Raw genomic sequence first — 20,471 nt, 5'->3', positions numbered from 1 at the left:
GGCGCCTCTGTACGGGCGCTGCTTATCCTGTAAAGACGGTGGCCCTAGGAGACCCTGCGCTTCCGGAGCACCAGGAGTCCTGCCACCAGGAGCAGCAGTGCCAGGGGCACCAGGGATGCATCCCAGCCGGTCTTGGCGAGGCTGGCGTGGGCCGTGCCGGTGTTGGCTGGGGTGGAAGCACCGCTGGCAGGGGCGGTGACGGTGGCGATGGCCCCACTCACTGCCCTCGAGCCGGCGGATGCCGCCGGAACGTCGCCGGTGCCCTGGCTGCCGGCTCCGGGATCCGTGGTGCCGGCATCTCCGGCGGCAGGATCGCTTGCGCCGGGGGTGCTTGTTCCCGGATCAACGGTGCCGGCGTCCCCGGCGGTGCCATCTGCCGGTCCTGTGGTGCCTGTGGTGTTGTCGACGCCGAGTCCAATGCCGAGATCAGTGCCGAGGCCGGCGGCGGCCTCCGGCCCGCCGCTGCTTGCCGTTCCGGTGCCAAAGCCGGTGCCGAGGGTGACGTTGGCGTCGACTGTGGTCGTGCTTTCGGTGCCGGTGCCGAGTGTTACGGCGGCGTCGGCCGTGGTCCCGTTGGGGTTGGTGCCGAGTCCGAGGTTGACGTTTGCGGCGGCTGCCTGGTCGGTGGTGCCGGTGGTACCGAGGTCTGTGCCGGTGCCGAGTGTTACGGCGGCGTCGGCCGTGGTCCCGTTGGGGTTGGTGCCGAGTCCGAGGTTGACGTCTGCGGCGGCTGCCAGGTCGGTGGTGCCGGTGGTACCGAGGTCTGTGCCGGTGCCGAGGGTGACGTTGGCTGCCGCGGCCGGGACGGTGGTCCCGGTGCGGTTGCTGCCGAGGCCAAGGCTGACGTTGGCGGCCGCGGCGACGCCCGTCGAGCTGGACGGCGTTGGGTCACCCAGCAGGCCCAACGACGTCGAGTCGGCGGGCGCCGCCGAGATCAGGGCGGACGCGGAGAGATCAGTCCCGCTGGTTGTGTCCGCTGCGCTTGCTGCGGTGCATCCGAAGGCCAGCAGGCCGCCGGCAAAGAGGGCGCCAAGCAGCCCCCTGCGAAGGTTGGTACTCATGGTGATTACTCCTGAAAAGTTGAGGTTCGGGCACGCAATCCGCTGCCCGTCATGCCACGTGCTGCCCCGAACGGGGCAGGCGGCATCAACTAGTCAGGTGAAGAACCGGGGTCGAAGGAGGCCGGGGCAGGGATGTGCCCGGAAGGCTCGCTGGCGAGCAGTGCGCCGGGCCGTTCTAGACCAATGTCGAACACGCTTAGCCACGCGGCCGCCCCGGACGGACCGGCGGATGATCCGCTGCTGCCCGTACCGGACGCCGGGACCCCTGGAACCTGGCCAGGCACGTGCGCCGGGTCACCGGGGACAGACTGCCCGGAAGCAGGATCTGCGGACGCAGGCTCCATTCCGGATATGTCCGTCGGTGCCGCGTTGCCTGCCGACTGCAACAGCAAGTCGTCCCCAACCCCAAACTCGCTGGGCAGCGCGCCGGAAGCCGGGCCCGGGTCCGGGGACTCCTCGAGGGCAGCCGCAGGCGCTTCCGCCGGCGACTGCTGGTCCACCGCGGGATCCGCGCTGCCCACCGCAGGAAGACCTGCTGGTAAGGCGCCGATGGGCAGAGCAGGAAGGCTCACGGGGGTGGCACCAGTCAGGAGATCAGAAACGGGCTGGAGCACCGGCTCCAGTACGGGAACGGCCTCGGCTGCGGGGGCCACAACCACCGGCAGAGCCACGGCCGTCACGGCGTCAGCAACGTCGACACAGGGAGCAGAAATTGAAGAAACAGTTCCCGGCGGAACAGCCTGCTCCAGCGCGGGAACAACCGCGATGGCGTTGTCCGCGAGGCCGGAAATCCGGGAGGCCACAGATTGGGCCGGCCCGGGTGCAACGGCACCTCCCGCTGGGGAGCCGGCGGAAGGCGTTGAAACCGAATCCGTAAGGCTATGGGGCAGGGATAGTACCGTGCTGGTGGCACTGCCGGTCAGGGACGGCGAGTCCGGTCCGGCGTCCGCGGATGCTGCCGTGGATGAAAGGGTCAGCCACATGATTGCGGCTGCCCCGCCGAGGAGCGCCGGGCGCAGGGCACACCATGGCGATCCCTTTCGAGCCATGCGTACCACCCCCCAGTGTCCGGCGCAATCGATGCTGCCTACAGGGTAGGACCGGGCATTCCGAGAAGTCTAGGGGTGGGCGCAAACTATCGTGGAATTCCGCCCCAAACCCTAACGGTTGTCGTTCGGGTAGGTAACGCCCAGCTGCGCGCGAACGCCGTCGAACAGCCTCATCGTGTTCAACGAATCCTCCAGTGGCATCACCGGACTTTCGGTGAGCCCCTGTTGGACGCACCGCATCACTTCGCGCAGTTCGTAAGTGTAGCCCTTTCCCACAACGTCGAACGTTTCGGTCCGGCGGTTCTCCCACCCATTGGCGATGACGAGTTCACGCGGACTGTTGATCGATCCAACGCTCTGCAGGAATCCCAGGCTCCCGGCAACAGTGGCGGTACGTGGCCCGTGCGCCAGCAGGGATGAGGTGAGCTGGACCTGGGCCGCGTGGCTGTAGCCAAGAGTGATCGCGTTTTGGGCGTCAACGCCGTCGTCGTTCACGAATCCGGTGGCGCTCACGGTCTGCGGAAAGCCGAGGGTGCCAAGCGCCCAGAGGAGCGGATAGACCGACAGATCCAGCAGTGCACCGCCGCCGTCTTCGCGCGCCCAGAGCCGGGCGGTGGGTGAGTACGGTGCAGGAAAGCCGAGGTCGGCGCTGATCCAGTGGATGTCGCCCAGTTCACCCGACGCGGCTATTTCGAAAGCCCGCTGCATTGACGGCAGGAACCGGCTCCAGACCGCCTCCATTAGGAAGAGCTTGCGGTCTCGGGCAACGTCGATGAGTTCGGCAGCTTCCCGGGCGTTGATGGTGAAGGCTTTTTCGCAAAGCACGTGCTTGCCGGCGTGGAGGGCGGCGAGGACTATTTCGTGGTGCTGGGCGTGCGGTGTTGCGACGTAGACGACGTCCACGGCGTCATCGGCGAGGAGCCGCTGGTAGCCGGGGACGCCGTCGTCGTCCCCGTATGCTTTCTCAAAATCGTAGGCCACGGCGAACGCGTCCGCAGAGTCCTGTGCCCGGGAACTGACCGCGTACAGCCGGGCGTCCTGGAGCAACGCGAGATCCTGCGAGACGGCGCGGGCAATGCTGCCCGTGGCGATGATTCCCCAGCGGAGTGGCGCTCCGGTGGCGGACCGGGGGTCCTGGTCAGGCTGGCCGGTCAGCCATGGCGTGGCGATGGGAGCACTCATAGTTGCCATCCTGTCACAGCCCTGTGGGGGTGGGGGACTGCGTCGCCAGGAGGGAGGACAGGAACAGGACAAAGGGGCCCAAGGCCAGGGCGCGTTGCCCGCGCCTTGAGCCCCGAGGCCTCAGGCAGAGGCGGCGACGGCAGCCCGGCCGCGGACGGGTTCCTCCGTCAGTTTGCCTTGCTGCAGGCGGAAACGGCGGTCGGTCTTGTTGGCCAAGGCGCGGTCGTGCGTCACCACCAGGATGGTGGTGTTGTGGTCCCGGCTCAGCGAGCTGAGGAGCTCGATAATGTGGTCGCCGGTTTGCTCGTCCAGGTTCCCTGTGGGTTCGTCCGCCAGGATGAGCTTGGGCTCGTTGGCCAGCGCCCGGGCAATGGCTACACGCTGCTGCTCGCCACCGGAGAGCCTGTTGATACGCCGCTCATGCTTGGAAGGGTCCAGTTGGACCTGCTCCAGCAGCTCCCTGGCCCGCTGCAGCCGGGCTGCCTTGCGCATGCCGGCGAACTCCATGGGCAGCATGACGTTATCCACGGCCGACAGGTTGGGGATCAGGTTGAACTGTTGGAAGACGAAACCTATATCGCGCCGGCGGTACTCGGTCAGTTTGGCGTCGGGCATCCTGGCGAGGCTGACCCCGTTGACCACCACGTCTCCGCTGGTGGGCTTGTCCAGCGCGCCCAGGAGGGACAGCAGGGTGCTCTTGCCACTGCCGCTCTTGCCAACGATCGAAGCGAGGGTTCCTTGCTCCAAGTCAAGGCTGACATCGTTGACGGGCTTGATGGTGCGGTCACCTGAGTTGAAAGTACGGACCAGGTTCTTGACTTCAATCATGGCTATTCTCCTCGCAGGACTTCGATCGGACGGATACGCGCGGTGAGCAGCGCAGGAACCAGGGCGCCGACGATGGCGACGCCGAACACGGCAGCAATACCACCGGCGATCACTCCCGGCGATGCGCTGGCGGTCACGGAGTTCAACAACTGGGAGGCGCCGCCCAAGGGACCACCCTGGCCGCCGGGGAAGCCGCCGGCCCCGCCCGGGAATCCGCGGCCGGTGGTTGTGGCGGCAGTCGTGGTGGTGTTGCTGCTGATCAGGGCAGAGGCAATGCCGCCGCTGGCAAATGATGCGATGCCGGCTCCCACTGCGCTGCCCAGTGCGGCGAGGACCAGCGCTTCCAGCACGAACTGCAGCCCGATGGTGCGGTTGGGTGCACCGATGGCCTTCAGCACACCGATCTCGCGGCGGCGCTCGCGGACCAGCATCACCATAATGAGCAGGATGATCAGGCCTGCCGTGCCAAGGGCGGCGATGAATGCGATCAAGGAAATGTTCTTGACGCTGTCCAGGGAGCTGACGGCCGTCTGCAGGTTCTGGCCCTGGGTGACGTCAGCCTTGTCAGAGCCGAGCGCCGTCTGCAGTGCCGTCTTGGTGGAGGCCACATTGTTCATCGAGTTGACCGTGACAATCATGCTGGACAGCTCATTGGGCGTACCGGCCAGGGTCTGGGCAGTAGGCAGTGTCACGTAGACGGCGTTGTTGCCGAATGCGGTGCCTGCGTCGAACAATCCGGCCACCGTGTAGGCCTGGTCATTGATGGTGAAGGTGGAACCGGGCGAGAGGTTGTTCTTTTCGGCCAGTGTGGTGCCGAGCAGCGCGCTGGTCGACGCGGTTGAGTAGTCGCCGAGCCCCGAGCCCTGCGTGATGTTCAGGGCCTTGCCGGTGCTGTCCACCTCTGCGCCGATCCCCGTGGCAGTGATGGGCAGGGACCTCACGGCCTGTGTGCTTCCGGTGGAACCCGTGGTTCCGTTGGCCTGCTGGTTGCGGTTGCCCAGCGTGCCGGCGTCCACCGCAGCGGTCAGGCTGGTGGTCAAGGTGGCTGCGGACTGACCGCCGGGTCCGCCTTGGCCGCCCCCGGGACCGGCCTGGCCCGTCTGGCCTGCTGCTGCCTGCGCTGCGGCTTCAGCGGCATTGCGGAGGCGGAGTGATGAGGTCCCGACGACGGCACTGACGTTGGGTACGGCGGCGGCAGCCGCTGCCTGGTCGGCGGTGAGGGGCTCCCCGCCGCCTTCAAAGCCTTGGCCGCCTGCGGGGTTGACAGTCAGGACGGTGCCAACGGAGGCGTTCAGCTCCTGGACTTTGGCTCCGACCGCCTGGTTGGCCACCAGCATGGCCAGGGCCAGTCCAATGGCGACGGCCAGCACCGCGACGACAGCTGCGGTTCGGACCTTGTTTCTGAAGGCATTGCCTACGCTTCGGGCAAGGACGCTCACGTTACTCCTATGACTCAGGTGCCGGCGCGGAGGGCCGGCTTCGCATCAACATTCGCCGGGCATGCTGTGCAGGAATCCGGCCACGCCTGTGTTTGCGCTGTGAAGCGCTATTGACAGCTTTGTCACAGGAGTACTAGAAATTAAGGAACTCGTCAGAAAACGCTTTCTGAATTGAGTCGCAACCCATCCGATGCACCACGTACCAAGGCATGTGGTCTATTTGGCATGCCGGAAACCAGGCCAATGACGTCCCTGAACACCCTCCGACCTTTCCCGTCCATGCAGCGGGGCCTCCCGCGCCTCGCTATGATCGCCACCTCCGTCGCCTGCGCGCTGGCCGTCGGACTTGCCGTGGCGGCTCCCGCCCCGGCCACGCCGGCACCAACCGGCGGCGGCACCATCCGTGCTCATGATGCAGCAACTGCCGGTTGGGCCGCCGTCGGAGGCGGTACCAATGGCGGCGCCGGCGCACCCGCCGCAAACACCTACGAGGTGAATACCCTTGCCGGGCTGAAGGCTGCGCTCGCCAACCACGGCGAGCCGACCGCACCGAAGGTGGTTTACGTCCGCGGCACTATCGACGGAAACCAGGCCTCGGACGGCCGCATCCTCGGGGAGCAGGATTACGCGTCCGGATACGACATCACCAAGTACATGTCCTGCTTCGGACCGGAGGGACGGGTGTGGAGCGACCAAACCTTCGATTACTGCAAAAAGCAGCGCCAACTCCGGCAGACCGGCAGCAACAACATGAAGCGGCAGATTGAAATCAGCATCCCCAGCAACACCACCCTCGTAGGGGCGGATGGGGCCGCCGGCTTTGTAGGTGCAAACATTGTGATCCTTAACGCCTCGAACGTGGTGATTCGAAACCTCAGCATTGAAGCGCCGGTGGATTTCTTCACCACATGGTCTCCCGACGACGGCGACGGAGCCTGGAATGCGCGCTTCGATGCTGTCTCTTCGGTGACGTCCCACCACGTTTGGATAGACCACGTCCAGTTGTCTGACGGCAGGTTCCCCGATGCGAAGGCGCCGATGGGCTTCCGGGGCAAGCCTGCGAACCGGCACGATGGACTGCTGGATCTGAAGGACGGCACCGATTTCGTCACCGTTTCGAATAGCAGGCTGTCCAACCACGACAAGACCATGCTCCTGGGGTCGGGCGATGAACACGTGGACAAAGATGGCGGCAAGCTTCATGTCACGTACATCGGCAACCTGTTCGAGAACATCCAGCAACGCGGACCGCGAGTGCGCTTCGGCGAAGTCCATGTCGTCAATAACTATTTCGTCGGCAGCACTGACAACCCCGGATACCCCATGATCAGCGAGGGGCAGGGCGGTCACAGCTACTTCCTGGGCGCCGGATATGAATCACGAATCTTTTCAGAGCGAAACGCGTTCGAATACACCGGACCCGGTGCTGACCAGAGCGTCATGGTCAGCAACTACAACGGCAACCGCTTCAGCGATACCGGGTCCTGGTTCAACGGGGCCGCCGCGGACCTGAACGCCATAGCCCGTGCCTCCTTCGACCAACACCGTGCGCAGGCCCTTGCTGACGCAGAAGCGACCGGAACTCCTGCCGCGGACTGGACCGGCTGGGACTTCACCACGGATGTGGGCTGGAACCCCGCCGACGCCTACAGCTACAAAGCATTTACCACCCCTGCGGCCGTGAAGAACCACGCGCTGCAGTTCACCGGACCGGGAGTGCTCCGGGTCCAGCGCTAGGCAGACGCAGGAAAGCCCGGCCCCACGGAGGGACCGGGCTTCCTGTAGCCGGTTTTATGACGGCTGTTGCAAGGGTGCTACTTGGTGATCGGGCCGAGTACGGGGTCGTCCGTGTAGGCCGTCTTCACGTTGGCGGAGGTCACGATGACCGGCTCCAGCAGGTAGGCGGGAACAACCTTGTTGCCGTTGTTGTAGGACTTGTCGTCGTTGACCTCGGGCTTCTTGCCGGCCTGCAGGTCCTTGACCATGGTGATGGCGTGCTCAACGAGCTTGCGGGTGTCCTTGTTGATGGTGGAGTACTGTTCGCCCGCCAGGATGGACTTGACCGACTCAACCTCGGAGTCCTGGCCGGTGACCACCGGGATCGGCTTGCCTGCGGCCTTGACGGAGGTCAGGATCGCGCGGGCCAGGGTGTCGTTGGGGGACAGGACGCCGTCGACGTTGGCGCTGCTGTAGCTGCCGCTGAGCAGGGTGTCCATACGGCGCTGGGCGTTCTCAGCCTTCCAGCCCTGGGTTACGGCCTGCTCGAAGCTGGCCTGTCCGGAGACAACCTTGAGGGTGCCGTCGTCGATCTTGGGCTTCAGGATGCTCATGGCGCCGTCGAAGAACACCTTGGCGTTGGCATCATCCGGGGAACCGGCGAACAGTTCAATGTTGTACGGGCCGGACGGCTTCTTGGCCTTGAGGCCGTCCAGCAGGGCCTGGCCCTGGAGAACGCCGACCTTGAAGTTGTCGTACGCCACGTAGTAGTCAACGTTGGCAGTGTTCAGCAGGAGGCGGTCGTAGGCGATGATGGTGGCGCCCGCGTCCTTGGCCTGCTTGAGCTGGGTACCCAGTTGGGAACCGTCGATGGCGCCCACGATGATGACCTTGGCACCCTTGGTAACCATGGCGCTGATCTGGTTCTGCTGCTCGGAAACGCCGCCGTTGGCGAACTGGACATCAGCCTTGAACCCTGCGCCGTTCAGGCCGTCGTTGAACAGCTTCTCGGCCAGGACCCAGTTCTCACTGGTCTTCTGCGGAAGCGCGACGCCGATCGAGGAGTTCTGGTCGAATCCTGCGGCACCGCTGCTGGAACCACCGGAGGGTTCCGAGCGTCCACAGCCCGTCAGCGCCAGTGCTGCGATGGCAGCAACCGCTGCGGCCTTCCCTGCTTTACCAAACATTCGCATTGTTGGTTCTCTTTCTTTGTGTGATGGAACAGTATTCAGGCTGCAAACTTCAGGCTTCCCTGGCGATCGCTTCCTTGGTGGAGGTTGTTTCGTCAGGCTGGATGGGGCCGCTGGGACCGGCGGTGTTGCGGTTCATGTTCCGGGTCAACATGCCGATGATGGACCGCTTGCCCTGCGACTTGTTGTAGACGTCGAAGGCGACCGCGATCAGGAGGACCAGGCCCTTGATGATCTGGGTGAGGTCGGCGCCGACGCCCAGGAGCTGGAGGCCGTTGTTGAGCACGGCCATGACCAGGCCACCGATGATGGAGCCGACCACGGTACCCACGCCGCCTGTCACTGCCGCGCCGCCGATGAAGACTGCGGCGATGGCGTCCAGTTCCCAGCCCACGCCGTCAAAGGGGCCGGACGCGGTGGAGCGGCCCACGAAGATCATGCCGGCCAGGCCGGCCAGGATGGACATGTTCATCATGACCAGGAAGTTGACCTTCTTGGATTGGACACCGGACAGCTCGGCTGCGTGGCGGTTGCCACCAACAGCGTAGACGTGGCGGCCAACGACGGTGCGCGAGGAGATGAAGCCGTAGATCAGGACCAGGACGGCCAGGATCAGGCCGGGGATGGGGAAGGACGTGCCGGGCCGGCCCGTGGCGAACAGGTACGTGGCGTAAAGGATGGCGGCGCAGATCAGCACCAGCTTCACCACGGTCACCCACATTTCGGGGACGCCGGCGCCCAGCGCCTTGGCGCGAGCCCGGGCGCGGAGTTCGCCCACGACGACGAAGACCGCAACGGCGATGCCCATCAGGAGTGTCAGGTTATTGAACCCGGTGTCCGGTCCCACCTCGGGAAGGTAACCGGAGCCGAGGTACTGGAAGTCTTCCGGGACGGGAATGGTATTGGATTTGCCCACGAACTGGTTGAAGCCGCGGAACAGGAGCATGCCGGCCAAGGTGACGATGAAGGCAGGAATGCCCACATAAGCGGTCCACAGGCCTTGCCAAGCACCGATCAGGGCTCCGAGCAGCAGGCCCAGGAGCACGCCCGCATACCAGGGGATTCCCCAGTCGCGGATGGCCAGGGCAACGCTGACCCCGACAAACGCCGCGACCGAACCCACGGAGAGATCGATGTGCCCGGCGATGATCACCAGGACCATGCCGATTGCCAGGATCAGGATGTAGGAGTTGCCGTTGAAAAGGTTGATGACGTTGCCGGGAGTGAGGGTGCGGCCGTCGGTGAAGATTTGGAAGAAAATGATCAGCGCAACCAAGGCGAAAATCATGCCGAATTGGCGGGTGTTGCCGCCAAACAGCTTTTTGAGGGCGTTCATGGTGTCAGTCCTTGTGTCCGGAAGGTTCTGGGGTTTGCCAGGAGGTCAGGCGGCTTTTCGGGTAGCGGAGGTCATCAGTTTCATCAGGCTTTCCTGGCTGGCCTCGTCTTTGTTCAGGACACCGGTGATGGCGCCTTCGAAGATGGTGTAGATGCGGTCGGACAGGCCCAGGAGCTCGGGGAGCTCCGAGGAGATAACGATGACGCCCTTGCCCTGGTTGGCGAGCTGCTGGATGATGCCGTAGATCTCATACTTGGCGCCGACATCGATGCCGCGCGTGGGCTCGTCGAGGATCAGCAGGTCGGGGTCCGTGAACATCCACTTGGCGAGGACCACCTTCTGCTGGTTGCCGCCGGAGAGCTTGGCAACGCCTTCCTCGACGGAAGGCGTCTTGGTGCGCAGCGACTTGCGGTACTGCTCCGCAACCGTGAATTCCTGGTTGGCGTCCACCACGAAGTTGTGGCTGATCTTGCGGAGGTTTGCCGCCACGGTGGTGGTCTTGATGTCGTCCAGGAGGTTCAGGCCCAGTGACTTGCGGTCTTCGGTGACGTAGCCCAGGCCGGCGTCAATAGCATGCCGGACGTTCTTGAGGACCACTTCCTTGCCGTCCTTGTAGATGTGGCCGTCGATGAAGCGGCCGTAGGACCGGCCGAAGACCGAGCGGGCCAGTTCCGTGCGCCCGGCGCCCATCAGCCCTGCGAAGCCGACGATTTCGCCGCGGCGGACGAAGAAGTTCGAGCCTTTGCAGACCAGGCGGTCCTGGATGGCCGGGTGGCCAACAGTCCAGTCCTTGACCTCGAAGAACACCTCGCCGATCTTGGGGGTGTGGTCCGGGAACCGTGATTCCAGCGTCCGGCCCACCATGCCCTTGATGATCCGGTCCTCGTCCACGCCGTCCTTCTTGACGTCCAGCGTCTCGATGGACTTGCCGTCGCGGATGATGGTGATCGAATCGGCCACCTGCTCAATCTCGTTGAGCTTGTGCGAAATGATGATCGAGGTGATGCCCTTCGCCTTCAGGCCGAGCATCAGGTCCAGCAGGTGCTGGGAGTCGGACTCGTTCAGGGCGGCAGTGGGCTCGTCCAGGATCAGGATCTTCACGGACTTGTTCAGGGCTTTGGCAATTTCCACCAGCTGCTGCTTGCCGACACCGATCTCCTTGATGGGAGTGTCCGGGTCATCCCGAAGGCCCACGCGCGCCAGCAGGTCCAGGGACCGCAGCCGGGCCTCGGCCCAGTCGATGACGCCCCGCTTGGTGGGTTCGTTGCCCAGGAAGATGTTCTCCATGATGGACAGCTCCGGGATCAGCGCCAGTTCCTGGTGGATGATCACGATGCCGGCGTGCTCGCTGGCCCTGATGTCCTTGAACTGCTGGACCTGGCCCTGGTACACGATGTCGCCGTCGTAGCTGCCGTAGGGGTACACGCCCGACAGGACCTTCATGAGGGTGGACTTGCCGGCGCCGTTTTCGCCGCAGATGGCGTGGATTTCGCCGGCCCTGACCCGGAGGCTCACGTTCGACAAGGCTTTAACGCCGGGGAATTCCTTGGTGATGGACCGCATCTCGAGGATGATCGGATCCGTATGCGTGGTCTGGGACGTCATGAGCCCTAACCCTCCAATGCAATGACTTCTTTGTCCGGCCGGCAAAGCGCAGGGCCGTCTGAACCAAAAGTAAACTGGATCACAGCTGTTGTCGTCAAGTCTTTAACGCAATTGCCGGATAACAAAATGGTCTACGACCGTCGGATACCTGCATGTTGGAACACCAACGCGGCCGCTCCCAGGGCCTCGGCGCGGTCGCCGAGTGACGACATGGCCAAGGTGGTTGTTTCGCCGATCACCGGCACCGCGTGCCGGATCAGCCCCCTGCGGATAGGGTCCAGCAGGATGTCGCCCAGGCCTGCCAGCGGCCCGCCCACCACGATGACTTCGGGGTTGATCAGGTTGGCCACATTGCCCAGCGCGCGCCCCACCGCCAGGCCTGCGTCGTCCACCACGCGGAGGGTCGCGGAGTCCCGGTTCAAAGCTTTCCTGACGATGTCGGCGGGCGTCAACGGCCGGTCCTCGCCGCGGCTCAGGAGCTCGATCATGGTGGTGGTGGATGCGATGGTTTCCAGGCATCCGCGGTTCCCGCACCGGCACACCAGCCCTTGCTCGTGGATGGTTGCATGGCCGATTTCGCCGGTGATTCCCACGTTGCCGTAGTAGGGGGCTCCGTTCAGGATCAGGCCGGCGCCGATACCGGAGCCGATCTTCAGGAACAGCAGGTTGCTGACCCCCGAATGCTGTCCCCAGGTGACTTCCGACCACGCACCAAGATTCGCGTCGTTGTCAACAAACACGGGGATTCTCAAGGTTTCCTCAAGGTGCTGGAGGATGTTGATGCCCACCCATTCGGGAAGGATTGCCCCCTGCGCCACGGTGCCGGTCCGCCGGTCGATCGGGCCAGGAATTCCGACGCCGGCACCCACCATGTAGCTGCGTTCCACCCCGCTTTCCCGGAGCAGTTTCTCCAGCAGCTCCACCGCCGCCTGGATGCCGTCGTCCGCCTGGTGGCCCAGCGGGAGCATCACGGATTCTTCGGCAATGACGTGGTAGCTGAGGGAGGCAAGGACCACCCGTAAGTGCCGGCGGCCGAAGTCGATGCCGACCGCTACGGCGCCGTTGCTGTTGAGTCGCACGTTCAGTGCCCGGCGTCCGGAACTGGTGATCGGTTCGGTGGAGGCCAGGCCGGAGTCCAGCATGATTTTGACGATGTTCGAGACGGTGGCGGTGGAGAGCCCTGTCTGCCGGGCGAGCTCCGCCTGCGTGGACGGACCCCCCATAAGTGCCTCAATAATCCGCTGCTGGTTGAGCTGCCGCAGGGCTGACTGCGAGCCGGGGTTCTTGGGCTTGCTCCTCGTTGAGCGCGTGGTTGCGGACATGCTAAGAAGACTGCCCTATCGCTCCTCTTGTAGTCAAGAAGTTAACGCATAACGACGGGCGGGTGTCCAATGAACGCGGCTGACGGCTGCCGGGTGCCGCCTCCGGGCATTCCGTCCCGCGGCTGGGGTGAACGGGTCCAAATGACCCACCGCCTTCCCGGCCGGGCTGGCTAGGCTGGAGGGAGTGAACAGTCCGGCCCGTCCAGTCGGTATGGACAGGGATACAGAAGGTGGTAATGATGCTGCTGTCCGTCCTGCAGGCAAACGCCGCGGTCCTGGATGTTGAGGCCAATCTCCGGACCATTGATGAGGCTGCCAGCCGGGCCGCCCGCGCCGGTGCCGGCCTGCTCCTGACGCCGGAGCTGTTTCCCGTGGGCTACGGCCCGCTGCGGCTGCGTAGCGAGCTGGACCCGGCGACCCTTCCCGCCATCCGCGAAAGCCTCGCCGGAATCGCCCGCCGTAACGGAATTGGCCTCGTGTACAGCCTTCCGGCGGAAGCCGCCGGCGCTGCCGTCAATGGGGGCGGCGGCTCCCGGGACATGGACCGCGCGGGCGGTCCCGGCTGGCACATTTCCGCATCCCTGGTGGATGCCGGCGGCACGGAACTTCTTCGGTACGCCAAGGTGCACCTCTTCGGCGACGAGGAACGCAAGGCGTTCGTTGCGGCCAACGAGCCGCCCGCCGTCGTCGACTTCCTTGGCATCCGCACCTCCCTGCTGATCTGCTACGACATCGAATTCCCCGAAGCCGCGAGGGCCGCGGCCGCGCGCGGCGCGGAACTGCTGCTGGTGCCCACGGCCTTGTCCGAAGGCTACGCGGCGGTGCCCCAGGTCCTTGTCCGCGCCCGCGCGCTGGAAAGCCAGCTCAACGTGGCCTATGCCAACCACTGCGGCGCCGAGGATTCCTACACGTTCGGCGGGGGAAGTGTTGTGGCGGGGCCGGATGGCGGCCTGCTGGCCGCGGCGGGCAACGCTCCGGAACTGCTGTTCGCCACGGTGGGCACGGAGGCCGTCCGCGCCGCCAGGGACGAGGTGCCGTACCTGAGGGAGCGCCGGCCGGAGCTGTACCGCGAGTGGGAGGCCCGGCTTGCGCCAGGCCCGGCCCGGCCCGCGGGTCACCTGGCCTAGCTGCTGCCCGCCGTCGGGCCCGTCAACGCGTCCGCGTACTGCAGTGCAATCCACAGCTCTGCCCGCACCTGCGCCTGGTTCAGGTCCATCCCGAGGAGATCTCCAAGGACCCCTATCTGGCGCCGCACGCTGTTCCGGTGAAGTCCCAGCAGCTTGGCGGAGCCGTCCCAGCTGCCGTTCTCGGTGAGCCAGCCGCGCAGCACCGCCAGCAGCGGATCGCGCCGGTCCGGTTCCAAGGACAGCACCGGATGAAGGAGCCGTTCCGCCAGCATGGTTCCTGCTTCGCGGCCCAGCAACCCGGCCACCGACCATTGAACCTCGTCGGCGCGGACGCTTTGCCCGCTCCTCTGCACGCGGCTGCGCAGGGAACTCGCATCCTGGTACGCGGCGGCAAGACCGGTGAGTTCGGTGGATTCGCCGACCACCAGGCGCCACCCGAGCTTTTCGACCTCGGCGAGCAGGGAGTCGTCCACCTTCAACCGGGTCACTGCAGCGAATCCGTAATCGGTGATTTCCACCAGCTTGGTATCGAACAGTCGCCGCCACTGCAGGAGCTCCCGGACCGGGCTGTCCCCGGCAGGCCACTCCGGGGCGCCCATCTTGATGCCCTGCACCACGCGCATTCCCGCGGACCGGGTGGAGGACAGGCTCTGCGCCATCAGATCCCGGAGTGCGTTCAGGTGCCTGCTGCCCCCGCTGGTGAGGCTTTCGGGATGCAGCAGGACAGCCGTAGCCAGCTGGCTGGGAGCCAATGAGCCGCTGGTGCGCTGCCGGACCAACAGTTCGAGGAGGCCGACGGCGGACTGGACCACGTTGTTCTGCGCCGGCGCCAACGGTGCATCTGAACCCAGGACCAATGCGCCCAGGTTTGCGTCCTTGGTGCTGCGCAACGGATGGCCAACCACCAAGGCGGAGCCGGGTTGGTCAAACGCCTCCATCTCCACCCGGGGTCCGCTACCGGACAACAGGCGTTTGAGCATGGGTTCCAGCAGGGAAAGTTCGACGGCGGGGCTGCCGCCCCCACTGGCGCCGCGGGCCCGGACCCGGCCGTCCGCTCCCACCATCACTGCCCAGACGGGCACGCGCTGGACCAGCGCCGCCAGCAGTTCGTGTTCGGGCCTGGGGGAGAGGACTGCGCGCATCAACTGTCGGTTGGTCTCCGCCAACTGACGGAAAACCCGCGCGGTGTCGGACTCCAGAAGCTGGGAGAACTGAAGGCCGATGGCCGCGAACGGGAGCGATTCAGGTACTTCGAACAAGGTGAGGTTGTGCCGCCGGCACGCGTCGATGACCACGTCCGGGACGGCATCGAAGTACGGCCTGATCCCGAAGCCCAGGGCTGCCACCTTGGCGTCCACCAGCCGCCGGACATACGCGTCCACGCTGGCGGGCGCCCCGCCGTTCCCCAGGAAGGGAAGGCCTGCGGTTAACAGGAACTCGCCTTCCGGCAGGTAGGGCGTCGGGTCCTCCAGCTCACTGGGCTCCACCCAGCGCAGCAGCCGGTCGCCGCTGCCGCCGTCGTGGAGCGTCTTCAACAGTGGCGGCAGTTGGTCCAGGAACTGCTGGAGCGTGACGAAGCTGAGCCGGCCGGTGGCTGCGGGCTCAGCGGGCATGGCGGACCGCGATCGTGGAGCGGCCCGCCCGGACCGCGGTTGGCCCGTGGTGGTGGTGTGCAGATAGTCTCATGGTTGGCAACTATAGGTCATTTTGCACCGCCCTGAGAGTTGGCTCACATGCCAACCTTGGGGAGGGGAAACCGAAAACTACTCTGAAGGGACGTCAACGGTGACTGTGCCTGTGACCACCGAAAAACCCATTGCGCCGGGTGTCTCCCGGCCGCGGCTGGCTGACCAGCTCCTGCGCCGCAAACCAATCGGCCAGATGGTCAGCGAAGCCGGAAGCGGCGAGGGCGGCACTGCGCTGGTCCGCAGCTTCGGCGTCCTCCACCTCACCATGATCAGTGTTGGCGCCACGCTCGGGACCGGGATCCTGGTGATCCTTGGCGAGTCGGTGCCGCTGGCCGGCCCGGCCATCTGGATCTCCTTCGTCATCGCCGGCGTGGCCGCGTTGCTCTCGGCGGTGTCGTACGCCGAAATGGCCGGCCTCGTTCCGGTAGCGGGCTCCAGCTATTCCTATTCCTACGCCACCATGGGCGAGGGCATGGCATGGATCTGCGGGTGGTGCCTGGTCCTTGAGTACGCCGTTTCCGTGGCCGCAGTAGCCGTGGGTGCCGGCCAGTACGTCAATGAAGCGCTGGCGGCGTTTGGGCAGGTACTGCCGGATGCAATGTCCCAGCCTCCCGGAGACGGCGGACTGGTGAACATCCCGGCGATGGCCATCGTGGTCCTGGCCATGGTCCTGCTGGTCCGCGGTGCCCGGGAAAGCGCCTGGATCAACACAGCTGTGGTGATCATCAAAATCGGCATCCTGCTCTTCTTCTGCGCCGTTGCCTTTACCGCCTTCAACGCAGGCAACTTCGAACCGCTCCTGCCCATGGGAGCCGCCGGCGTTTCCGCAGCTGCTTCGCGGGTGTTCTTCTCCTACATCGGCTTTGACGCCGCCTCCACCGCCGGCGAAGAGGCCCGGAACCCCAAACGCGACCTTCCCCGGGCCATCCTGCTCTCCATGGTGATCGTCACCAGCGTCTATGTCCTCGTGGCGGTCGCCGCCATCGGTGCCCGGCCCTGGGGCTGGTTCGACGGTACTGAGGCCGCCCTCGTCCAGATCCTGGAGGAGACCACCCACCAGCCATGGATTGCGCTGGTCTTCTCCATCGGTGCCGTCCTTGCCATCGCCAGCATCGTCCTCACGGTGCTGTACGGCCAGACGCGCATCCTGCTCTCGATGTCCCGGGATGGCCTGGTGCCCAGGGTCTTCGGACGCGTCTCCGCCCGGACCGGCACCCCAGCCGCCGGAACGCTCATCGTGGGCACCGCCGTCGCCCTGACCGCAGGACTCGTGCCGCTCGGCGCGCTGGCGGACGCCACCAGCATCGGAACGCTGTTCGCCTTCGCCCTGGTCAACGTCGCCGTCATCTACCTGCGGCGCAACCGCCCGGACCTGGAGCGCAGCTTCCGGGTGCCCCTGTATCCGGTCACGCCCGTGCTGGGAACGCTCATGTGCGCCTACCTCATGGCGAACCTCGGCGCCGAGACCTGGGTCGTCTTCGGCGCCTGGATGCTCGTGGGGATTGCCATTTACTTCGGCTATGGACGCCGAAACTCGAAGGTAGCGGCCCTGAGCGAGCTCGACTACCGTGAACTGACCGCCAAGGCCCCGCGCCAGGAACCTGTGAAAGCAGAACACTCATGACCATCGCCACCGAACTGCCGGCCTTTGATCCCTCCAGCACCTCCACCGGGCCGGACGCAGCAACAGGGCAGGGTCCTGACGGCCGGGCGCCCATCACCATGCTGAACCCCGACTTCCCGTTCAGCTACGACCACTACCTGGCCCACCCGGACGGCATGGGTTCGGTCCCGCCGGAGCTCTACGGCACGGAAGTGGCCGTCATCGGAGCCGGGCTCTCCGGCCTGGTAACGGCCTATGAGCTGATGAAACTCGGCTTGCGCCCGGTGGTCTACGAGGCAGACCAGATCGGCGGCCGGCTCCGCACCGCCGCCTTCCCCGCGGCGCCCGGCGTGGTGGCGGACCTCGGCGGCATGCGGTTCCCGGTCTCGGGCAAGGCCTTCTACCACTACGTTGACCTGCTCGGCCTGGAAACCTGTGAGTTCCCCAACCCCCTCGCAGAGGCCACCTCCAGCACCGTGATCGAGTTGGCAGGCAAGAAGCACTACGCGGAAAAACCCGGCGACCTTCCGCCCTTCTTCCGCGAGGTTGCAGACGCCTGGAAAGCGGCTGTCAACGACGGCGCCAAGTTCGTCGAAATGCAGGACGCCATCCGCTCACGCGACACGGCCAGGATCAAGGAACTGTGGAACGAACTGCTCCCACTGATGGATGAGCAGACCTTCTACGGGTTCATCGCCGCGAGCGATTCGTTCAAACAGGCAGGGTTCGCGCACCGGGAGGCTTTCGGCCAGGTGGGTTTCGGCACGGGCGGCTGGGATACGGACTTCCCCAACTCCATCCTGGAGATCCTCCGCGTGGTGTACACCGACGCGGACGACCAGCACCGGTTCATCCGCGGGGGAGCGCAACGGCTGCCCGAGGCACTCTGGCAGCACGCGCCGTCGGACCTGGCCCACTGGCCCGCCGGCACCTCCCTTGCCTCGCTCCACTCAGGCTCGCCCCGCGGCGCTGTGGGAAAGATCAGCCGCGATCCGGACGGGAACCTGCGGATCCGTGAACGCTGGGGCCGCGAGGCCAGCTACCCGGCAGTGGTGAGCACGTGCCAGTCGTGGCTGCTGTCCACCCGCATCCACACCGAGGAAGCACTGTTCCCGGCTGAGCTGTGGACCGCCATGGAGCGCTCGCATTACATGCAGTCGTCCAAGACGTTCGTCATGGTGGACCGGCCGTTCTGGAAGGACACCGACCCGGACACCGGCCGCGAGGTGCTGTCCATGACCCTGACAGACCGGCTGAACCGCGCCACGTACCTGCTGGACAACGGCCCGGACCAGCCGGCCGTCATTCTGTTGTCCTACACCTGGAACGACGACGCCCTGAAGTGGCTTGCCCTGGATGCGGACGAACGCGTGGAACTGATGCTGCACTCGCTGGAACAGATCTACCCCGGCGTGGACATTGCCGGGCACATCGTGGGGCAGCCCATTACCGTGTCCTGGGAGGCGGACCCCAACTTCATGGGTGCCTTCAAGGCCAACCTGCCCGGCCACTACCGCTACCAGCAGCGGCTGTTCACGCACTTCAAGCAGGACGCGCTGCCCGAATCCCAGCGCGGGATCTTCCTGGCCGGCGACGACGTCTCCTTCACGGCGGGGTGGGCCGAAGGCGCCGTGACCACCGGCCTGAACGCGGTGTGGGGCGTGGTGAATCACCTGGGCGGGTCATCCGCGCCCGGCAACCCCGGCCCGGGCGACCTGCTCGACGAACTGGGGCCCATCAGCCTGGACTAGCGCCGGCCCGGCGCGTCGAAACCTACTGGTGGATCTCGCGGTGTTTCGCCGCGAGCTCCACGTACCGGGCAGCGTTGGCGCGCACGCCGTCGAACTCCTCTTCCGTCAGTTCGCGGCGCACCTTGGCGGGTACCCCGGCGACCAGGGAGCGCGGCGGAACCACGGTTCCTTCCAGGACGACCGCGCCGGCCGCCACCAGCGAGCCGGCGCCGATCACGGCACCGTTGAGGACCGTGGCGCCCATTCCGATCAGGCAGTCGTCCTCCACCGTGCAGCCATGCACGACGGCGGCGTGCCCCACGCTGACCCGGTCGCCCACCGTGCAGGGGAAGCCGGGGTCGGCGTGCAGCACCACGTTGTCCTGCAGGTTGCTGCCGGCACCCACGGTGATGGCCGCGGTATCGGCGCGCACGGAAACCCCGTAGAACGCGCTGGAGTCTGCGGCCAGGGTGGCGTTGCCGATGATCGACGCCGACGGGGCGATAAATGCTGATTCATGGACGGCCGGGGATTTGCCGCCGAAAGGGTAAAGGGGAGCCATGGCTTCACCCTAAGCCACGCCCGCACCCAACTGACTGGCAGTAGATGCCGTTTTGAGGCCCCAAAACGGCATCTGCTGCGACCTAGTTGAAGACCACGGTCCGGTTGCCGTCCAGCAGCACCCGGTGTTCGGCATGCCACTGCACGGCCTGGACCAGGGTGCGCCCCTCCACGTCGCGGCCCATCTGGACGAACTGCTCCGCCGTGCGGGCGTGATCCACCCGGATGACTTCCTGCTCAATGATTGGCCCCTCGTCAAGGGCTGCGGTCACGTAGTGAGCTGTGGCGCCGATCAGCTTCACGCCGCGCGCGTGGGCCTGGTGGTACGGCTTGGCGCCCTTGAAGGACGGCAGGAACGAGTGGTGGATGTTGATGGCCTTGCCGGTCAGCTCGGTGCAGAGGTCGTCGGAGAGGATCTGCATGTAGCGGGCCAGGACCGTCAGTTCGATGCCGTGTTCGGCAATGATGCCGCGCAGCTTGTCCTCCGCCTGCACCTTGGTGTCCTTGGTGACCGGGATGTAATGGAACGGGATGCCGTAGAACTCCGCGAGTCCGGCCAGGTCCCGGTGGTTGGACACGATGGCGGGGATCTCGATGGGCAGGGTCCCGGAACGCTGCTGGAAGAGAAGGTCGTTGAGGCAGTGTGCGGCGGTGCTGGCAAGCACGAGGGTGCGCACCTTGTCGCCCACGGTGTTCAGGCTCCATTGCATGGAGAAGGCCTCCGCCACCGGTTCAAGGGCCGCACGCAGTTCGGACTTGGCGGCGGGTGTGGTGACCTCAACGCGCATGAAGAAGTTGCCGGTTGAGGGGCTGCCGTACTGCTGTGAATCCGTAATGTTGCAGCCTGCCACCAGGAGGGCGCCGGCCACTGCATGGACGATTCCGGGACGGTCCGGGCAGGACAGGGTTACGACGTACGCTTGGTTCAGCAGCTGTTCATTCACGCGTAATAGCCTACCCGCGCGGCGGACGGTGCTTTTGGTACGCTGGAATGGTCGCAACTGGCGTTGGGTGGCTAACCACCAGGGAGCGGC

Annotated in this window: 16 protein-coding genes; 4 read left to right on the top strand and 12 right to left on the bottom strand. The window is 65.6% G+C overall.

Features of this window, described 5'->3' with window-relative positions; genetic code table 11:
* Positions 1-44 precede the first annotated feature (44 nt).
* From ACFVVC_RS19910 to ACFVVC_RS19890, 5 genes are all read right to left on the bottom strand, one after another.
* The gene (locus ACFVVC_RS19910) at positions 45-1,061 is read right to left on the bottom strand and encodes a hypothetical protein (protein WP_387457301.1); all 1,017 of its coding nucleotides are present in this window, start codon (positions 1,059-1,061) and stop codon (positions 45-47) included.
* Positions 1,062-1,150: 89 nt separating this feature from the next.
* Complete coding sequence (locus ACFVVC_RS19905) at positions 1,151-2,110, bottom strand: hypothetical protein (protein WP_387457298.1); 960 nt, start codon at positions 2,108-2,110, stop codon at positions 1,151-1,153.
* Positions 2,111-2,221: 111 nt separating this feature from the next.
* The gene (locus tag ACFVVC_RS19900) at positions 2,222-3,292 is read right to left on the bottom strand and encodes a Gfo/Idh/MocA family protein (protein WP_387457296.1); all 1,071 of its coding nucleotides are present in this window, start codon (positions 3,290-3,292) and stop codon (positions 2,222-2,224) included.
* 120 nt (positions 3,293-3,412) lie between these two features.
* A complete protein-coding gene (locus tag ACFVVC_RS19895) occupies positions 3,413-4,120 on the bottom strand; it encodes an ABC transporter ATP-binding protein (protein WP_387457293.1) in 708 nt (235 codons plus the stop codon).
* A gap of 2 nt (positions 4,121-4,122) precedes the next feature.
* Positions 4,123-5,559, bottom strand: a complete 1,437-nt coding sequence (locus tag ACFVVC_RS19890; protein ID WP_387457290.1) for an ABC transporter permease — start codon at positions 5,557-5,559, stop codon at positions 4,123-4,125.
* A gap of 243 nt (positions 5,560-5,802) precedes the next feature.
* Here ACFVVC_RS19890 and ACFVVC_RS19885 point away from each other — a divergent pair, with 243 nt between their 5' ends.
* Positions 5,803-7,296: a polysaccharide lyase family 1 protein gene (locus ACFVVC_RS19885; protein WP_387457287.1), complete on the top strand. Its 1,494-nt coding sequence runs from the start codon at positions 5,803-5,805 to the stop codon at positions 7,294-7,296.
* Positions 7,297-7,373: 77 nt separating this feature from the next.
* On the opposite strand, the gene ACFVVC_RS19880 is transcribed toward ACFVVC_RS19885, so the two are convergent.
* The 4 genes from ACFVVC_RS19880 to ACFVVC_RS19865 form a co-directional block, all read right to left on the bottom strand.
* Positions 7,374-8,468, bottom strand: coding sequence for a substrate-binding domain-containing protein (locus ACFVVC_RS19880; protein WP_387457284.1), 1,095 nt, complete (start codon positions 8,466-8,468; stop codon positions 7,374-7,376).
* Between the two features lie 49 nt (positions 8,469-8,517).
* Entirely contained in the window at positions 8,518-9,801 is a 1,284-nt protein-coding gene (gene mmsB / locus ACFVVC_RS19875; RefSeq protein WP_018761952.1) for a multiple monosaccharide ABC transporter permease, read from the bottom strand.
* Positions 9,802-9,846: 45 nt separating this feature from the next.
* Positions 9,847-11,406, bottom strand: coding sequence for a multiple monosaccharide ABC transporter ATP-binding protein (gene mmsA / locus ACFVVC_RS19870; protein ID WP_387457281.1), 1,560 nt, complete (start codon positions 11,404-11,406; stop codon positions 9,847-9,849).
* 131 nt (positions 11,407-11,537) lie between these two features.
* Complete coding sequence (locus ACFVVC_RS19865; protein ID WP_285248329.1) at positions 11,538-12,728, bottom strand: ROK family transcriptional regulator; 1,191 nt, start codon at positions 12,726-12,728, stop codon at positions 11,538-11,540.
* 236 nt (positions 12,729-12,964) lie between these two features.
* Here ACFVVC_RS19865 and ACFVVC_RS19860 point away from each other — a divergent pair, with 236 nt between their 5' ends.
* Positions 12,965-13,855, top strand: coding sequence for a nitrilase-related carbon-nitrogen hydrolase (locus ACFVVC_RS19860; RefSeq protein ID WP_387457278.1), 891 nt, complete (start codon positions 12,965-12,967; stop codon positions 13,853-13,855).
* On the opposite strand, the gene ACFVVC_RS19855 is transcribed toward ACFVVC_RS19860, so the two are convergent.
* A complete protein-coding gene (locus tag ACFVVC_RS19855) occupies positions 13,852-15,468 on the bottom strand; it encodes a PucR family transcriptional regulator (RefSeq protein ID WP_387457275.1) in 1,617 nt (538 codons plus the stop codon). The two genes, ACFVVC_RS19860 and ACFVVC_RS19855, sit on opposite strands and share 4 nt — an antisense overlap.
* A 268-nt stretch (positions 15,469-15,736) precedes the next feature.
* On the opposite strand from ACFVVC_RS19855, the gene ACFVVC_RS19850 reads away from it, so the two are divergent.
* Positions 15,737-17,167, top strand: a complete 1,431-nt coding sequence (locus ACFVVC_RS19850) for an amino acid permease (RefSeq protein ID WP_387457422.1) — start codon at positions 15,737-15,739, stop codon at positions 17,165-17,167.
* Positions 17,164-18,897 (top strand): flavin monoamine oxidase family protein, encoded by a 1,734-nt coding sequence (locus tag ACFVVC_RS19845; RefSeq protein ID WP_387457272.1) that lies wholly within the window; start codon positions 17,164-17,166, stop codon positions 18,895-18,897. The genes ACFVVC_RS19850 and ACFVVC_RS19845 overlap by 4 nt, the downstream gene beginning before the upstream one ends.
* Positions 18,898-18,919: 22 nt before the next feature.
* Here the strand turns inward: ACFVVC_RS19845 and ACFVVC_RS19840 are convergent, their stop codons facing one another.
* A complete protein-coding gene (locus ACFVVC_RS19840; protein WP_387457269.1) occupies positions 18,920-19,438 on the bottom strand; it encodes a gamma carbonic anhydrase family protein in 519 nt (172 codons plus the stop codon).
* Between the two features lie 82 nt (positions 19,439-19,520).
* Positions 19,521-20,381, bottom strand: a complete 861-nt coding sequence (purU, locus tag ACFVVC_RS19835) for a formyltetrahydrofolate deformylase (protein ID WP_018761944.1) — start codon at positions 20,379-20,381, stop codon at positions 19,521-19,523.
* Positions 20,382-20,471 lie beyond the last annotated feature (90 nt).

This window comes from Pseudarthrobacter sp. NPDC058196, from assembly GCF_042882685.1.
Lineage (GTDB): Bacteria > Actinomycetota > Actinomycetes > Actinomycetales > Micrococcaceae > Arthrobacter.
Note: the sequence above shows the minus strand (reverse complement) of the source record. Positions and strands in the feature narration are given on the sequence as shown.

Excerpts from the sequence above, each read along its gene's own strand:
- ACFVVC_RS19910 (WP_387457301.1), bottom strand. The coding sequence starts at position 1,061 with ATGAGTACCAACCTTCGCAGGGGGCTGCTTGGCGCCCTCTTTGCCGGC.
- ACFVVC_RS19905 (WP_387457298.1), bottom strand. The coding sequence starts at position 2,110 with ATGGCTCGAAAGGGATCGCCATGGTGTGCCCTGCGCCCGGCGCTCCTC.
- ACFVVC_RS19900 (WP_387457296.1), bottom strand. The coding sequence starts at position 3,292 with ATGAGTGCTCCCATCGCCACGCCATGGCTGACCGGCCAGCCTGACCAG.
- ACFVVC_RS19895 (WP_387457293.1), bottom strand. The coding sequence starts at position 4,120 with ATGATTGAAGTCAAGAACCTGGTCCGTACTTTCAACTCAGGTGACCGC.
- ACFVVC_RS19885 (WP_387457287.1), top strand. The coding sequence starts at position 5,803 with ATGACGTCCCTGAACACCCTCCGACCTTTCCCGTCCATGCAGCGGGGC.
- ACFVVC_RS19880 (WP_387457284.1), bottom strand. The coding sequence starts at position 8,468 with ATGCGAATGTTTGGTAAAGCAGGGAAGGCCGCAGCGGTTGCTGCCATC.
- mmsB (WP_018761952.1), bottom strand. The coding sequence starts at position 9,801 with ATGAACGCCCTCAAAAAGCTGTTTGGCGGCAACACCCGCCAATTCGGC.
- mmsA (WP_387457281.1), bottom strand. The coding sequence starts at position 11,406 with ATGACGTCCCAGACCACGCATACGGATCCGATCATCCTCGAGATGCGG.
- ACFVVC_RS19865 (WP_285248329.1), bottom strand. The coding sequence starts at position 12,728 with ATGTCCGCAACCACGCGCTCAACGAGGAGCAAGCCCAAGAACCCCGGC.
- ACFVVC_RS19860 (WP_387457278.1), top strand. The coding sequence starts at position 12,965 with ATGATGCTGCTGTCCGTCCTGCAGGCAAACGCCGCGGTCCTGGATGTT.
- ACFVVC_RS19855 (WP_387457275.1), bottom strand. The coding sequence starts at position 15,468 with ATGCCCGCTGAGCCCGCAGCCACCGGCCGGCTCAGCTTCGTCACGCTC.
- ACFVVC_RS19850 (WP_387457422.1), top strand. The coding sequence starts at position 15,737 with ATGGTCAGCGAAGCCGGAAGCGGCGAGGGCGGCACTGCGCTGGTCCGC.
- ACFVVC_RS19845 (WP_387457272.1), top strand. The coding sequence starts at position 17,164 with ATGACCATCGCCACCGAACTGCCGGCCTTTGATCCCTCCAGCACCTCC.
- ACFVVC_RS19840 (WP_387457269.1), bottom strand. The coding sequence starts at position 19,438 with ATGGCTCCCCTTTACCCTTTCGGCGGCAAATCCCCGGCCGTCCATGAA.